The following is a 14048-nucleotide window of genomic DNA, read 5'->3' as shown; positions in this document are numbered from 1 at the left end:
GCAGGTAATCCACTGTATATCTGCCTGTGTTTATGCAGCGCTTAAAAGTTCCATTTCTAAAAATAGTTCTCTTAAGTCCGCATATACACATGAGATCCTACGCTTTACTGAAGGGACTTTTGCCTCCAGCAAAGACCTTTCCGTTGCCGGAAGGGGTTTTAAGAGTTCACGTATAAAATATCTTGCTCCAATATTATAGGACGCCGAAAGATCACAGTTATATCTTTTTCCATTCTGGAATGTACATAAACTGTGATTGTCTGGATCACGGACAACTGTTCCCGATCCATCACAGGCAAGCCTGCTGGTATTCCACGCACAAATCCTGGATATCCGCATCCCTCTTCTATGCGCCTGATGTTCACATCTTTTCTGGATATCCCTTTTCCTCCACAGATGCAGCTTCTGTTTCTTTCTCCCGGATATCTTTCCTTTTGTTTCCAGATACTCAAACACGATCACATCCGCGTGGTTTTCTTCCGCATATCCTGTAACTGCCCCTGCGATCTTCCTTCCGAGCTCTGTGTTAAGACGCTTCGCGTAAGCCCATCTGCTTTTCACCTGTACAGAACCATGTTCCCGCTGGAACCTGCTTATCCGTCCCAGCACACGGTACATCCGGTCTTTTTCACTGGGAAAATCAATAAATTTTCTTCCCAGGACAGTTCCATCTGGCCGCATGATGGTACAGACTGCATCCGTATTGATCCCTAAATCCACACTGCAGATGACCTGTTCTTTTACAGGTGTCTTTGTAAGCGGCACCTCTTCTGTATAAGAAAAACGCAGGAAGTATTTACGATGCCTTTTTTCCAGCACGGGTGCTGCTGCTCTTTTTCCCGCCCAGTATTTCCTCAGATATTCCATATCTGTATGGCTGAGACTGACACGGAACCATTTCCAGTCGTGGCCGTCATAAAGTTTCAGGTACGCTCCATCTTTTTCCTCAGTATCTTCACGGTACATCACATCACGGTAAAATACCGGCATAGCATGATTACCACACACCAGCTTCGGCGTGCTGCCTTTCTGATCCACTTTTTCCCACAGTTCCAGCCTTGTCTTATATGAGGATACGCTTCCCAGGGCATGCTGGATAGCTGCCCTTCTGAGATAAGAAGGCATCTTTGGAAATCGCAGGTCAAAATCAAACCTTGCCTGATTCTTTTTTGTGGTATGCACCAGATGTTCTGCAGTATTGAAACGTTTTTTAGGTTCCGTGATCACTGCCAGTTCATCCCATGTCCGGGCATAGATCTCGATCAGACAGCTGACCGCAGAGCGATAGATATCCAGTGTCTGGCGAATCGGGATATTCTGTTTTCGCAGTTCTACGCCATAACTGGATACTGTCTTCATCTTTTTCCTCTTTCTGCTTACATTTTTAAAAACTGCTTCTTTCAGGTTTCTGTTTTTTCTTTTTGCCCTTCGATGTAAGAACATACCTGTTCCCTGCTCCTGTCACTTACCGTTACTGCACAATAAGATGGATTCCACAGATGCCCTCCCCAAAGTTCCTTCTTCAGTTCCGGATGCGCAAGAAACATCTGCCGGGCAATGTTCCCCTTCATGGTCTTGATCATATCAGAGATATAAAACTGTGGTCTGCAATCTACAAGCAGATGGATATGATCCGGCATAACCTCCATTGCCAGGATCTGAAATTTATATTCTTCTGCAAGGTCATAGAGCATTTCCTTGCATTCTGCATCAATACCATCCTTTAAAACCTTTTTCCGGTATTTTGTACACCATACAAGATGGTACTGCAGGGAATACACATATCCTCTACCATATGAAAGCTCATTATTATTGATATTAAATATATTTTTATCCATGTTTTTATTGTACCATATTCGAGAAGAATTTACAAACATTTGTTCCCCGTCCAAAAAAATAGTGCGTCTAACTCATCACTGAAGTAACGAGAATGCGACGCACAGTTATTCAAATACTAACGTACTTATTTCTGTTCAATAAGTGATTTATAGTAGTTACCAAAGTCAGCAAGTGAATTAACAATTGGAAGCATTTTTGTTCCGAGTTCCGTTAATCCGTATTCAACTCTCGGTGGCTGCTCATGGTAATCGTGGCGATATGCCAGTCCATCACTCATCATTTGTCTTAAACTATCTGTCAAAACCTTTTGTGAAATACCCTCTATACTTCGTTGTAGCTCATTGAATCTCCATGGGCGCTCTTTCAAGTTACGCAAAATCAGCAGTTTCCATTTTCCTCCGATGAGAGATACCGCTGTTGCAACTGGGCATTCCGGTAATTCTTCTTTTGCTCGCATAATTCTCACCTCCGAGTCTATTGTAACACATTCAATTTTGAGTGCACAGTTACAAAAAGGTGCGTACTTGTTTTTGTATGTGTCTCACACTATACTAATGCCATGTAATTAGAAACTACAAATCAACTATGGAGGTATTATTATGACAAATTACACAAAAACAACTATTGGAAAGGAAAACCGAATTGAGCTGCATGAAAAATTGTCTTTAACAGGTGCAGAAATCAGTTTAAACGAACTACCTGCAGGAGCAAATGTCCCATTTGTTCATTCTCATAAAGAAAATGAGGAAATCTATGGAATTCTTTCAGGTAACGGCAAAGCCATAATTGATGGAGAAGAAATCAGCCTTTCAACTGGAGACTGGCTAAAAATCGCACCTGCTGCAAAGCGTCAGTTTTTTGCATCCGATATTTCCGGAATTACTTATATCTGCATTCAGGTAAAAGAAAATTCTCTGGAACATTTTACAGCAGAGGACGCCGTAATCGGCTAATTAAAAGTATTTATTTACAAAAATGCACAGTTCTCGATAAGCTAAGAACTGTGCATTTCTTTTTTCTTCAATTTTACAATTTCTCTATTTTTCAAACAAGAACTTCTCGATTTCAAATGGCGATAAATAAATCTCTCCACCATCATCAGTTTAATTTTCGTTTAGATTAACGATTTCTTTTTCCTGTATTCTCTGTCCCTCGGATTTCCTCATGATAGAAATAATCTACGATCACCGGATGTCCCTGCGGGACTCTGCCATAAGGCATTTCATTATCCACAAATGGGCAATCATACTTCTTAGCCATTTCCTCAGCTTTTACTTCAAGTGCTTCAAAGTAGCTGCGGTTATGCTTGTTATAGATCTCGTCGTAAAGTGGTACAAGATCAGGATATTTTCCGGCGATATAATCCATAATTGTCTTTTTGAAACCGCCTCGAAGATTGAGATTTTCGAGCCAGAACAGATCGCACTGATCCTTTACCCGCTCAAAGATTGCTTCAAAATCCGTGATACCGGGGAATACCGGAGATACGAAACAGACTGTACGGATACCTGCTTCATATACCTGCTTCATAGCAGCGATACGGCGCTCAATGCTAGAAGCAGAGTCCATATCGTTCTTGAAATTTTCATCTAGTGTGTTGATCGACCATGAAACGGTTACATGTCCAAGCTTCTTCAGCAGATCAATATCTCGTACCACAAGATCCGACTTTGTGCAGATCAGAATATCTGCGTCACTGCCGATCAGCTGCTCCAGAAGTTTTCTGGTATTCCCGAATTGCTCCTCCTGTGGATTGTAGCCATCTGTCACAGAACCGATGACCACCCGCTGTCCGGCATATTTCTTCGGATTCTTAATTTCCGGCCAATGCTTCACATCAAGGAAAGCGCCCCATTCCTCCTTGTGTCCGGTAAAGCGCTTCATAAAAGAAGCATAGCAATACTTACAGGCGTGTGTACAGCCTACATATGGATTGACCGAGTAACCGCCTACAGGCAGACTGGACTTGGTCATGATGTTCTTTGTTTCCGCCTCATTAATGAGGATTCCATTTATTACTTCTGCCATGATCTCTGTACCTCCAACACTTTATTGAATTCATCCGGCATTTCCTGAATCATATTTTCATTCCCTATGATAGGGACAAGATCTTCCTTCATAAATACCGGAATGTCAAGCATATGCGCCTGATCTGTCAGAGACCATGCCCACTCCGGCTCCGTATGAACCTTCCTGCTCTGAGCTCCGGTCATGGTGCCCACAACGATCCAATTGATTCCGGAAAGGTCAACTGTGCCGGGATCGTCGAATAACGGCTCAAAGGTAACATGGTAATGTTTTGCTCTGACGTTTTTCCGAAGGGCGTCGATACGCCACAGTTCTGCTTTCCTCGTCACCGTAACGCCAAACCATGCGTTTTCCAGATCGGTATCAAAATCCAGCAAATCAGGTCGCTTGGTAAGGAACAGGAACTGATGCTGTGGATTTTCACGGATCTTTGCAAATACCTCGTCTCTCCATTCTGACTTCCAGCCGGAAAGATCGCTCATGCCGGTAAGAAGAAAGTTCTGCGGACGTTTCTTTTCCATCATCTTGAGCTTACCCGGAAAGAATTCAGGGTCAGCAAAGTCATCAATCATATGCCAGCGTTTCACATTATTGCGAGCATAGCAATATGCACACCCCACTGTACATCCGATGACGATATTCATGTTTTGAATCTGATCTTTGATACAAATACTCATGATTTCTGCCACTCCTCAAGATTCTTTCTGATACGGTCGAGGTATTCCTCAAACTGGGTAATTTCTTCCTCCGAAAAACCTTTGTAGTAAATACTGCCCATTTTATCAGATACAGAATCGTATTCGTCCTTTAAGGCATGTGCTTTTTCAGTCAGAAACAGAAGTGTTTTCCTTTTGTCCGTTTCAGACTGAACGCGTCTTATCAGCCCTTGATTTTCCATTCTTTCCAGCATCGTAGTAAGAGAAGTTATCGCTAATCCACATTTAATCGAGAGTGACCTGATTGAGATTCCATCTTCCTGCCACAGTACATAAAGAATACGCCCCTGGGCTCCGTTAAACGCATCAATATTCTTTTCGCTGAGAATCTTCTCAAAGATTCGATCTCCAAGTTGTTTTATTTTGGTAACAAGAAATCCGCCATTCATTTTCATACAAAAACTCCTATATAGTATTTTATCAAATAATACTATATAGGAGTTTTACTGTCAACAGTTTGTATGTCTAAGTAGAAGTAAATCCCGATTTTACGCTTTCTTAATCGGATGTCTAATTACAGTTTTCCATTTATCTGGAGCAACCTTTCTTGCATCAGACATATAAATCTCGTGGTGCAATCTATTTCTATACAAATTCCGCACTCTTTCCAAATGTGACACAGGAGATAAAATCTGCTTCCTGTTCTCCGTCACGTTTATATCTTCTATTTACCGCAAGTATATATCTTGCTACTGCCATATCATTATCTTTTTAAAGATTCGGTAAATAATAGTCTCCCACTTTTGTGTATTCGATTTTCATAATGATTTCCTTTCGCTTTTCATAAAATTATCATGTTATCTGCGTAGGATGTGCAGTTTTTCATTAAAATCTTTTCACATAGAAGACATTAAGTGGATATCAACCAGATACCAACTGGATGTCAGAAATGCCGCAGGCTTCAAAATGGCTCTGCGGCATTTCTGTGTATTTCTATTTGTTTCTGTCTGCTTCTATATGTTTTTGTCTGCTTCTGTAAGTTTTTGTCTGCTTCTGTAAGTTTCTATATACTTTTGTTGTTTCTATATGTTTCTCTGTTTACGGGCGGATCACTTTTCCTGCTTTTGTGAGCTTTTCCGCTATGGTATACATATTTGTTACGGTTCCCACTGCCGGTTCCTTCAGTCCATAGAAGTTCACACAGGTTCCGCAAGTCAGGATCTCTGTTCCCTGTTCCTGTAAGGTCTTAAGGTCTTCGATACATGGTGAATCCTGTGCAGTAAGTCTGGCTCCGCCATTATAAAACAGCATAACTGACGGCGGTGTCTCCAGCTGTGTCAGCGCATACACAAATCCCTTGATCAGGATCGCACCAAGCTCCGGATCTCCGTCTCCCATCTTATCAGAAGTGATGGCAACTGTATAATCTCCCTTAGGAACAGCCGGTGTGCAGACGATCTCAGGCTCTGCCTGACTTCTTGCAGCAGAATCTGATTTTACTGTCATATTGATCTCATAACCACCTTCTGTTTTTCTGGATACGAAGCTGCATCCGGTACTTCCGGCAAGTCTGCTTAAGTTGTTTACCGCCGTTTCGTTGTCTACCAGTATTAAGATCTCGTCTCCCTGCTCTGCCTTGTCAAGAATCTTCTTGGTCATCACCACCGGGATCGGACACTGCTTTCCCATCGCATCTACTGTGTGCTTCATACCTACTCCTCCTGTTTTCTGTGATTTTTTTATAATTGTTTTTTTATCATTATTATTTTTGATCATTATGCATTTTCGCCGTTTTCTTTTCTTTGATCTTTTATTTCTGCTCCAGCTCATGGGCCTGTTTGAAGATCTCACAGGCGCCTGTATTTACACATCTCTCATGCGCGCAGTCCATAAAAGTCAGCTTCCTGCTCCCGTCCTCCTGCCGTGTATACTCACAGCAGACGGTTTCGCCCCCGTTCATGGTACGGCAGAAACCGGATACAAATTCCTCTTCAATCTCCATTTTTATCCCTCCGACGGATTCTCAGCAATCTGGGCCGATGCGATCTCCTCCAGCATTCCTGTTTCATTGTAGGCTTCAAACTGTTCCTCGATCTTTCCGAGGATATCTGCATACTGACGGAAGGCCTCCGCCAGCTCATCCCTGTGTTCCGGAAGCTTCTTGTAGCAGACACGGTGCTCCATGCTTGCCCAGAGATCCATGGTCATCGTCCTCAGCTGGATCTCCACCGGAAAATACTCCATGGTATCCAGATAGTATACCGGAACTGCGATGATCACATGAAAGCTGCGGTATCCGTTGGGCTTTGGATTCTGTATGTAATCCTTCTCTCTGATAAAAATCAGCTCACTCTGCCGTTTCAGCGCATTTACAAGATTATATATATCATCAATAAAGTAGCAAATCACACGGATCCCGGCGATATCCCGGAGATGATCCTTGGCGTTCTGCACACTGTCCGAATGCCCCAGCTTCTCCAGCTTCTTTTCGATGCTCCTCTTGGATTTGATCCGTTCCTGGATATTGTGGATCGGAGATACGGAAGATTTCTGATACAGACTTCCGTTGAGCACTTCAAGCTTGGCGCGCATGATCTGGCATGCATTCTGGTATGGCCGGATGCAATCGTAATACTGTTCGTTTGTCATGAAACCCCCTCTTTCTCATTTGCTCAACTATATTATATATTACCTGACAAATGTGAGCGATCTGTATTAATTTCCTAAGATTTCCCTGACCATTTTATTAAAATTCTATAAAGTCTCCGGCATCAGTCTGAAAGCTTATGGATAAAAAGACCACTGCGGAGCTTCGGCTCAAACCAGGTGCTCTTTGGCGGCATAAGCTTACCCTCGTCTGCGATCGTCATCAGCTCCTCCATAGATGTAGGATACATGGCAAAGGCAGCTCCTCCTGTCTCATCTGCAGCTGCTGCCAGATCCTTCAGCCGGTGATTTCCTCCCATAAAGCGGATCCTCTCATCGGTACGCGGATCACTGATCCCCAGAACCGGACCCAGGACCTTATCCTGAAGAACAGACACATCCAGCTGACCTACGCTGTCTTTTCCCGCATAGATATCCGGATATGCCTTCAGATGGAACCATTCTCCGTCTACATACAGCCCAAAGCAGTGTTTCTCTACCGGTTTACATGGAAAGCCCGGCATTGCCATCAGCTCAAAATTAAACTTCATACTTCCGATGAAGGCTTTGGGTTCCATGCCTTTGATATCCTTTACGATCCTGTGGTACGGAAGAATGGTCAGCTGGTCATACGGAAATACCACTGACAGGAAAAAGTTAAATTCTTCTTTTCCGGTGTAGTCCGAATGCTCCGCTCTTTTCTTCAGTCCCACCTTTACTGCGGAGGCTGCTCTGTGGTGGCCATCCGCAATATAGATAGATGAGATCCCGCCAAAAAGGCTGTCTATGGTCCGAATCGTTTCTTCCTCATCTACGATCCATACACGATGTGTGATCTCGTCATCGGAAGTAAAATCATACACCAGAACATGTGTATCTTTCCATTCTTCCATAAGAGTAAGAAGCTCTGCCGGATATCTGCACGCCAGAAAAATAGGGCCTGTGTTGGCATCACAGACATCCACGTGACGGATGCGGTCCTGCTCCTTATCCTCTCTTGTAAGCTCATGCTTTTTGATCACACCATTCATGTAATCATCAATGGAGCTGACACCTACGATCCCTGTCTGGGATTTTCCCTTACGAATCAGTTCATACAGATAATAGTTCGGTTTCTCATCCTGGATCAGGATCCCTTCTTTCTGGAAACGATCCAGATTTTCCCTTGCCTTCTGATAAACCATCGGATCATAAATATCTGTTTCCGGATCCAGATCCATCTCTGCACGGTCTATATGTAGAAAAGATTCCGGATTTGTTTCCCCGATCTCTCTCGCTTCCTCTCTGCTGACTACGTCATAAGGAAGTGCCGCCACCTTTTCTGCTTTTTCCGAAGCAGGTCTTACTGCCCGAAATGCCTGAAATAAAGCCATTGTGTTTTCCTCTCATTCCTGTCCGGCCATACGCCGGCCTTTCTTAATATTTCTGCTTAGTCTGCAGAAAAATCGTCCTGTCCATTCTAACACATATCAAAATTTCCCGCAAACCTTTATCCGGCCCGTTTGAGGTCACTGTTCAACTCCGGCAGTACTGTCGCCAGCATGGTAAAAAAGCATGCACAGCCGCCTACAAGGTTGGAAACCGGTTCCGCCCAGAACACGCCATCTGTTCCCAGGCCATTCACATGAGGCAGCAGGAGCGTCAGCGGTACTACGATCACTACCTTTCGGAACAGAGAAAAAAAGGTGGCCTTTTTTGCCTTTCCAAGTGCTACGAACACGCTTTGTCCGGTAAACTGCAAGGCCATAAAGCAGAAGCCGAAAAAGTAAATATGAAGGGCGGGAACTCCCTTTTCCAGAAGCCCGGGATCGCTGTTAAAGATCCGGATGAAAAATTCCGGAAGCAGCTTCAGGATCCCCCAGCCTGCCAGGGTATAGATCACACAGACAGCTGTAATAAATTTAATTGCTTTTTTGACTCTGTCGTATGCTTTTTCTCCATAATTGAAGCTCATGACCGGAGAAGCACCTGTGGTAAGCCCATGGACCGGCATGGTGAAAATGTCACGGACAGAATTTAAAACTGTCATGACACCAACGTAGATATCACCGCCCCAGGTCTGGAGTGTGGCATTGCATACCACCTGCACAAGACTGTTTGTAAATGCCATAAAAAAACCGGACATACCAAGGCTTACGATACTGCCCACTCTTTTCCAGGAAATCTTCATGGCACTTTTTTTCAGGTTCAGGATCGCCTTTTTTCCTGTGAGAAAGCGCAAGACCCAGATTGCGGAGCAGAGCTGGGATATAATGGTCGCCAAAGCTGCTCCACGGACTCCCATGTGCATTCCAAAGATAAATAGGGGATCCAGAAGGATGTTCAGTACTGCACCGATCAGTATCGTAAGCATTCCGGTGTTTCCAAAGCCCTGGCTGTTTATAAACGGGTTCATTCCCAGAGTGATCATCACAAACAGGGTTCCCAGAAGATAGATCCTTATGTAGTCTGCCGCATAGGAAAAGGTTACATCACTGGCGCCAAAGGCATAGAGGATCGGTCTGTAAAAGATAAGGCCAATGGCTGTCAGGATCACTCCTGTGCCGATCAGCATCACAAAGGTGTTTCCCATGAGCATTTCTGCTTCTTCCTGGTGTCCTCTTCCTCGTTCCATGGAGCAAAGCGGTGCTCCTCCATTTCCAAAAAGATAGGTAAATGCAGTGATCAGACTGATAATGGGAAAACATAGTCCCACTCCTGTCAGTGCGGTGGCTCCGATCTCGGGGATCCTTCCGATATAGATCCGGTCTACAATGTTGTAAAGGAGGTTCAGGATCTGTGCAATGATCATCGGCACAGCTACCTCCATAATGTTGCGATAGACATTTCCTGTTGAAAAGTCTGTCTGATGTGTCTGCATTTCTTTACACCTTCCTGCTATTTCTTATTTAATTAATATACTATATCCGGCGTCCAAAGTAAACTTTGCGTTGCTGTTCTCTTCGTGAGCTATTGTTCACTCCGTTCTCAGTAATACTTTGTTATCTGTGTATTTATTCCTTGCTATTTTTGTCTAAAAAAGTTATAATAAAGCCATAAAAACGGTAATGATTTCACGTAAAACCGGTCAAAAAACCACATTACTGGAATCTGTTCCGCATGGAGGTATTTTTATGGATAATAATTATAAGGGCATGGCTGTAGGTGTTTTTGAGCTGGATAACCTGGTTGCCTGTTTTGTTGCTCTTGATGCTGCTTCCAAGGCAGCCAATGTCAAGATCCAGAGTGTTGAACGTAACCGTCTGAAGAGTGGCGCCTGTGTCAAGATGCGTGGTTCTGTTTCTGACGTTAATGCAGCTATGGAGGTTGCGCTGGAGGCAGCCAAACCTCTTGGTAAGGTTGTTTCTCATACTGTGATCGCTTCTCCTTCTGAGGATACTGAGATCGCACTGAAGATGACGATCAATAAATAAAGGGGGCGACAGATTTATGAATTATGGTGCTTTTGGTTTAGTTGAGGTTGTTGGCAGCAGTAATGCGATCCTGGTGATCGACCAGATGCTGAAGACTTCTGATGTTTCTTTTCTTACCTGGCAGACGAAGTGTGGTGGTCATGCCACTGTTTTTCTGACTGGTGATGTTTCTGCTGTTACGGCTGCCGTTGACAGTGTAAAGGGGAACCCGCCTTGTGAGATCGTAGCTTCAGCAGTGATCTCCAATCCTTCCGGTGAGACGGTTCGTCTGGCTGAGGAAGAAGCGGCTAAGAATCATTTTATTTGAGATTTGTCTACCTTATAATTATAAATTATAACGAACGTACGCAGGGAACCGCTCTGGCGTAGCGGGAAGGGCTTCGTCGTCCGCTGGCTTCTAAGGTGCTGCGGCTTCTGCTAAAACCATTCCAAAAAGTTCTGAACTCGCGTCCAGACGCTCAGACAGCAGAACTTTTTGGAATAACGCAGAAACCACACCACGTGAACTACTCGGCAACTTAGTTACCAGAGTATCTGAAATCCGGCGGGATACCGCCTTTTTTCAGGGTGCGTCCATGACACCAATACTGCTTGCCTTTCGGCTATACAGCTACTTTTATTATTTCTGGATTTTTTAGTCCGGTTACGGACAGTGTCTTCTCTTTTCCGGATACGGAAAGATATTTCCGCAGGATATTAAATGCGCCTACTGCATCTGCATTGTAGCTTACTCCGTCAGTTATATACATACCCCGTTCTTTTCGGTTTAATGCTTCTGCATATCTTTTTGATACTTCCGGTGATAATGGACTGCACTGGCTGGTATAGCTTTCCTCCTGTTTTATCAATTGGATCCCATACAGTTTCAGCTTATATCCCAGCATGATATACAGCCTGTTATATGGCAGTCCGTGAAACTTCTGGTTGGTCTTATGCCCCATATCTTTCTCTTTACGGATATTTCGGACATCTCCCACAACCACACAACGGATATCTTCTTTTCTGCAGTATTCTGCAATCCATCTGGTTACTTTGTGAAGATAATCCTTCACTGCATTCTGCTTTTTTCTGTAAAGTCTCTGGATATGTTTCGATGATCTTGGATATTTTATCCCTCTTTCCGATTGCTGCGCATACCAGACAGACTGCACTCTGGCGATCCCTTTATGAAAATATCTTTCCAATGAAAGATATCTCCTTCCAAGGATAAAAGTCCGGCCGTTTCCGGAATCATAACAGGTCATAAGATTATGAAGTCCAGGATCAATAGATAAATAATGTCCATTCTGGGAAAGCTGCTCTGGTCCTTCAATCTCATAGGTAACGATAAGGTCACATTTTCCGTTTTCCGGCGGATAGATCTGCAATTGTTTTATATGATCCATGTCCCTGAAAATCTTATTTTCAAGATATAGAAATTTTTCATGGATCCCGTAGGTTTCTTCCATATAGCTTTTCAGATCCTTTGGCAGAGACAGGCGTAGCTGGTCTGAACCTTTCTCATGCCGGATTCCCATCTGCATGTATGTGACCGGGATATTGTCCTGCTTAAAACGGGGCGGATTTGGATCTTTGATCCCTCTAGTCTTTTTCAGGACATAGAAAGATCTCCATGCTTTGTCCAGCTGCTTGCAGGTCTCCTGTGCTGTCTGTGATGGAAGCTGTCTGTACCACAGATCTCCTTTATGCGCTTTTTTCTGATAATACCAATCAGGATACTTTTCCAGTCCCAGCTCTTTATAATGATGACGTTCGTAGTTGCAGACATTCCAGAGTTTGGAAGCTGCATAACACATATGCCCTATGATATTGGAATATTCCGGCCGGATCTTTACAGATGTTCTGTGTGACAGCAGCATTCCTCTTCCCCCTTTGGACAGCTATGCAGATAGAGATCTACACTCCACCTTGATTTAATACGACTTGCTCTGATGCTCAATATAACGGCGGATATTCTCCTCAGATACAGATCCGATCGTTTCCACATAATAGGAATGGTTCCACAGCTCTCCCTTCCATAGCTGGTCTCTTATTTCCGGAAAACGTTCGAACAGTTTTCTGCCGGTGATTCCCTTCAGATACTTGACGATTGCTGTTATGGACAGCTTTGGTGGAGCTGATACAAAACAGTGGACATGATCACCTTCACCACATTCAAATAAATGAACGGTAAAACCTTTATCCTCAGCGATCTGCTGCACCAGTTCCTTTAGGTATTCCTCAATTTCTGGGTTTAATATCTTCCGCCGGTATTTCACCGACCACACCATATGGTAATTAATATTACACACACAAGTTCTGTAATGTATTAGATTTTCTTTCATACATATATGTATAACATAACAAGTAGAAATGCGCAACAAAAATCGAACATATTTTCGGTTGATTATATGCCGGTTACGGCATTAATATCAAGGGATTGGGAGATTATTATATTATTTCAATGTGAAGATATGCACAATCCTGCGCTTTCATCTCGGTAATTGAATTGCCGAGAATTCCCGCTTATTGTCCTAAGAATCAGCAGGACTCCTGCAGAGCATCCCGCCACGCCAGGGCGGTTCCCTGCTGGCTTTTGTATGCGTGAAAATTGCCTCAGACACGGTGATTTCGTCATTGATGCTCTGCTTCTACAAACTTCACACTTTCACTCTAGCCTATCTCCCCTTTCGCACGTCAGCCGGCGAGGTACCGTCTGGTTTGTGCTGGCTCTGCAGGAGGGGTGCGCTTCTTAGGCGGTGGGAATCTGCGTTGCTGGAAAAAATCCAGCTGTTTGAGCGACGCAGGAGCGAGTTCTGGATTCTTTTCAGCGGTTTTAGCAGATTTCCGGCGTCTTAGAAGCCAGTCCCCGACGAAGCCCCAGCACAAACCAGACGGTACCTCACCGGCGTCCGTCCGAAAAATCCACATCCACCATCTCCCTTCCATCTTCCACCTTCATCACAGCCACATCCTCCCGATGTGCCACAACCACTCTCTTCCCTCCGACATCACCGGAAAGCTTCATCAGTTCCTCATAATACTTCTTCGAAAAAACACAGGGATTCCCGGTCTTCCCATCATGCTCCACACAGGCGATCCCCTTCCCATCTCTCAAAAACACATCCACCAGTCCAAAAACCGTCTTCCACCGTAACCACGGCTGATCTGCCACCGTAAGCAGGCACGCATCCATCTCCCGGTTGACCCGCAGCCCGATCTTCAGTGAGGAAGATATCCCCTCATCCGGATGCAGATTGTAAAGAAACCGTTCGCCAAGCTTCTCTGCTTCCTGTGCGATCTCCTCATACTGGGTGACAACTGTGATCTCACATTTATGTCCCTGTGCCTCCAGTGCCTCCTTCACTTTTTTCAGTTCCAGAAGAATATGTCTGTACATCGGCATTCCGTCTATACTATACAGCAGCTTATTGCTTCCAAACCGCCGGCTGTTTCCTGCTGCCAGCATGATCAGTCCCAGTTTCAT

Annotated in this window: 17 protein-coding genes and 2 pseudogenes; 3 read left to right on the top strand and 16 right to left on the bottom strand. The window is 44.1% G+C overall.

What is annotated here, in order from left to right:
- Positions 1 to 30: 30 nt before the first annotated feature.
- The 3 genes from EYS05_RS14555 to EYS05_RS14545 all read right to left on the bottom strand — a co-directional run bounded on the left by EYS05_RS14555 (position 31) and on the right by EYS05_RS14545 (position 2296).
- Complete coding sequence (locus tag EYS05_RS14555; RefSeq protein WP_138277438.1) at positions 31 to 1359, bottom strand: IS200/IS605 family element transposase accessory protein TnpB; 1329 nt, start codon at positions 1357 to 1359, stop codon at positions 31 to 33.
- Positions 1360 to 1400: 41 nt separating this feature from the next.
- Positions 1401 to 1838 (bottom strand): IS200/IS605 family transposase, encoded by a 438-nt coding sequence (gene tnpA / locus EYS05_RS14550; protein ID WP_138277437.1) that lies wholly within the window; start codon positions 1836 to 1838, stop codon positions 1401 to 1403.
- Between the two features lie 125 nt (positions 1839 to 1963).
- A complete protein-coding gene (locus EYS05_RS14545; RefSeq protein WP_138277436.1) occupies positions 1964 to 2296 on the bottom strand; it encodes a winged helix-turn-helix transcriptional regulator in 333 nt (110 codons plus the stop codon).
- Positions 2297 to 2438: 142 nt separating this feature from the next.
- Between EYS05_RS14545 and EYS05_RS14540 the strand changes: the two genes are divergently transcribed.
- Complete coding sequence (locus tag EYS05_RS14540; RefSeq protein ID WP_117495883.1) at positions 2439 to 2792, top strand: cupin domain-containing protein; 354 nt, start codon at positions 2439 to 2441, stop codon at positions 2790 to 2792.
- 166 nt (positions 2793 to 2958) lie between these two features.
- Here EYS05_RS14540 and EYS05_RS14535 read toward each other — a convergent pair whose 3' ends face one another.
- From EYS05_RS14535 to EYS05_RS14490, 10 genes and pseudogenes are all read right to left on the bottom strand, one after another.
- Complete coding sequence (locus EYS05_RS14535; protein WP_138277435.1) at positions 2959 to 3867, bottom strand: radical SAM mobile pair protein B; 909 nt, start codon at positions 3865 to 3867, stop codon at positions 2959 to 2961.
- Positions 3855 to 4544 (bottom strand): radical SAM mobile pair protein A, encoded by a 690-nt coding sequence (locus EYS05_RS14530; RefSeq protein WP_138277434.1) that lies wholly within the window; start codon positions 4542 to 4544, stop codon positions 3855 to 3857. The genes EYS05_RS14535 and EYS05_RS14530 overlap by 13 nt, the downstream gene beginning before the upstream one ends.
- Positions 4541 to 4978 (bottom strand): radical SAM mobile pair system MarR family transcriptional regulator, encoded by a 438-nt coding sequence (locus tag EYS05_RS14525; protein WP_117613248.1) that lies wholly within the window; start codon positions 4976 to 4978, stop codon positions 4541 to 4543. The genes EYS05_RS14530 and EYS05_RS14525 overlap by 4 nt, the downstream gene beginning before the upstream one ends.
- Positions 4979 to 5071: 93 nt before the next feature.
- A pseudogene (locus EYS05_RS18220) lies at positions 5072 to 5167 on the bottom strand (GyrI-like domain-containing protein); the annotation flags it as partial.
- Positions 5168 to 5174: 7 nt separating this feature from the next.
- Positions 5175 to 5291, bottom strand: a pseudogene (locus EYS05_RS14520) (single-stranded DNA-binding protein); the annotation flags it as partial.
- A 330-nt stretch (positions 5292 to 5621) separates the two neighbouring features.
- Entirely contained in the window at positions 5622 to 6233 is a 612-nt protein-coding gene (gene yedF / locus EYS05_RS14510) for a sulfurtransferase-like selenium metabolism protein YedF (RefSeq protein ID WP_118368362.1), read from the bottom strand.
- Positions 6234 to 6333: 100 nt separating this feature from the next.
- The gene (locus tag EYS05_RS14505) at positions 6334 to 6525 is read right to left on the bottom strand and encodes a hypothetical protein (RefSeq protein ID WP_118368363.1); all 192 of its coding nucleotides are present in this window, start codon (positions 6523 to 6525) and stop codon (positions 6334 to 6336) included.
- A gap of 2 nt (positions 6526 to 6527) precedes the next feature.
- The gene (locus tag EYS05_RS14500; protein WP_138277433.1) at positions 6528 to 7172 is read right to left on the bottom strand and encodes a GTP pyrophosphokinase; all 645 of its coding nucleotides are present in this window, start codon (positions 7170 to 7172) and stop codon (positions 6528 to 6530) included.
- 122 nt (positions 7173 to 7294) lie between these two features.
- Positions 7295 to 8542, bottom strand: coding sequence for a DUF1015 domain-containing protein (locus EYS05_RS14495; RefSeq protein WP_138277432.1), 1248 nt, complete (start codon positions 8540 to 8542; stop codon positions 7295 to 7297).
- 116 nt (positions 8543 to 8658) lie between these two features.
- Positions 8659 to 10029, bottom strand: a complete 1371-nt coding sequence (locus tag EYS05_RS14490) for an MATE family efflux transporter (protein ID WP_138277431.1) — start codon at positions 10027 to 10029, stop codon at positions 8659 to 8661.
- A 253-nt stretch (positions 10030 to 10282) separates the two neighbouring features.
- On the opposite strand from EYS05_RS14490, the gene EYS05_RS14485 reads away from it, so the two are divergent.
- Both EYS05_RS14485 and EYS05_RS14480 read left to right on the top strand, forming a co-directional pair.
- A complete protein-coding gene (locus EYS05_RS14485) occupies positions 10283 to 10582 on the top strand; it encodes a BMC domain-containing protein (RefSeq protein WP_138277430.1) in 300 nt (99 codons plus the stop codon).
- A 16-nt stretch (positions 10583 to 10598) separates the two neighbouring features.
- A complete protein-coding gene (locus tag EYS05_RS14480) occupies positions 10599 to 10889 on the top strand; it encodes a BMC domain-containing protein (protein WP_015524765.1) in 291 nt (96 codons plus the stop codon).
- A 295-nt stretch (positions 10890 to 11184) separates the two neighbouring features.
- On the opposite strand, the gene EYS05_RS14475 is transcribed toward EYS05_RS14480, so the two are convergent.
- From EYS05_RS14475 to EYS05_RS14465, 3 genes are all read right to left on the bottom strand, one after another.
- Positions 11185 to 12441, bottom strand: coding sequence for an RNA-guided endonuclease InsQ/TnpB family protein (locus tag EYS05_RS14475; protein WP_243119127.1), 1257 nt, complete (start codon positions 12439 to 12441; stop codon positions 11185 to 11187).
- Between the two features lie 54 nt (positions 12442 to 12495).
- Complete coding sequence (tnpA, locus tag EYS05_RS14470; protein ID WP_180214424.1) at positions 12496 to 12906, bottom strand: IS200/IS605 family transposase; 411 nt, start codon at positions 12904 to 12906, stop codon at positions 12496 to 12498.
- A gap of 557 nt (positions 12907 to 13463) precedes the next feature.
- Positions 13464 to 14048: a nucleotidyltransferase family protein gene (locus EYS05_RS14465; protein ID WP_138277429.1), complete on the bottom strand. Its 585-nt coding sequence runs from the start codon at positions 14046 to 14048 to the stop codon at positions 13464 to 13466.

This window comes from Blautia sp. SC05B48 (genome assembly GCF_005848555.1).
Taxonomy (GTDB): Bacteria; Bacillota; Clostridia; order Lachnospirales; family Lachnospiraceae; genus Blautia_A.
Note: the sequence above shows the minus strand (reverse complement) of the source record. Positions and strands in the feature narration are given on the sequence as shown.

Coding starts and splice junctions, on each gene's coding strand:
- EYS05_RS14485 (WP_138277430.1), top strand. CDS start 10,283: ATGGATAATAATTATAAGGGCATGGCTGTAGGTGTTTTTGAGCTGGAT.
- EYS05_RS14540 (WP_117495883.1), top strand. CDS start 2,439: ATGACAAATTACACAAAAACAACTATTGGAAAGGAAAACCGAATTGAG.
- EYS05_RS14555 (WP_138277438.1), bottom strand. CDS start 1,359: ATGAAGACAGTATCCAGTTATGGCGTAGAACTGCGAAAACAGAATATC.
- EYS05_RS14475 (WP_243119127.1), bottom strand. CDS start 12,441: ATGCTGCTGTCACACAGAACATCTGTAAAGATCCGGCCGGAATATTCC.
- EYS05_RS14525 (WP_117613248.1), bottom strand. CDS start 4,978: ATGAAAATGAATGGCGGATTTCTTGTTACCAAAATAAAACAACTTGGA.
- EYS05_RS14490 (WP_138277431.1), bottom strand. CDS start 10,029: ATGCAGACACATCAGACAGACTTTTCAACAGGAAATGTCTATCGCAAC.
- tnpA (WP_180214424.1), bottom strand. CDS start 12,906: ATGAAAGAAAATCTAATACATTACAGAACTTGTGTGTGTAATATTAAT.
- EYS05_RS14530 (WP_138277434.1), bottom strand. CDS start 4,544: ATGAGTATTTGTATCAAAGATCAGATTCAAAACATGAATATCGTCATC.
- EYS05_RS14465 (WP_138277429.1), bottom strand. CDS start 14,048: ATGAAACTGGGACTGATCATGCTGGCAGCAGGAAACAGCCGGCGGTTT.
- EYS05_RS14500 (WP_138277433.1), bottom strand. CDS start 7,172: ATGACAAACGAACAGTATTACGATTGCATCCGGCCATACCAGAATGCA.
- EYS05_RS14545 (WP_138277436.1), bottom strand. CDS start 2,296: ATGCGAGCAAAAGAAGAATTACCGGAATGCCCAGTTGCAACAGCGGTA.
- EYS05_RS14480 (WP_015524765.1), top strand. CDS start 10,599: ATGAATTATGGTGCTTTTGGTTTAGTTGAGGTTGTTGGCAGCAGTAAT.
- yedF (WP_118368362.1), bottom strand. CDS start 6,233: ATGAAGCACACAGTAGATGCGATGGGAAAGCAGTGTCCGATCCCGGTG.
- EYS05_RS14535 (WP_138277435.1), bottom strand. CDS start 3,867: ATGGCAGAAGTAATAAATGGAATCCTCATTAATGAGGCGGAAACAAAG.
- EYS05_RS14505 (WP_118368363.1), bottom strand. CDS start 6,525: ATGGAGATTGAAGAGGAATTTGTATCCGGTTTCTGCCGTACCATGAAC.
- EYS05_RS14495 (WP_138277432.1), bottom strand. CDS start 8,542: ATGGCTTTATTTCAGGCATTTCGGGCAGTAAGACCTGCTTCGGAAAAA.
- tnpA (WP_138277437.1), bottom strand. CDS start 1,838: ATGGATAAAAATATATTTAATATCAATAATAATGAGCTTTCATATGGT.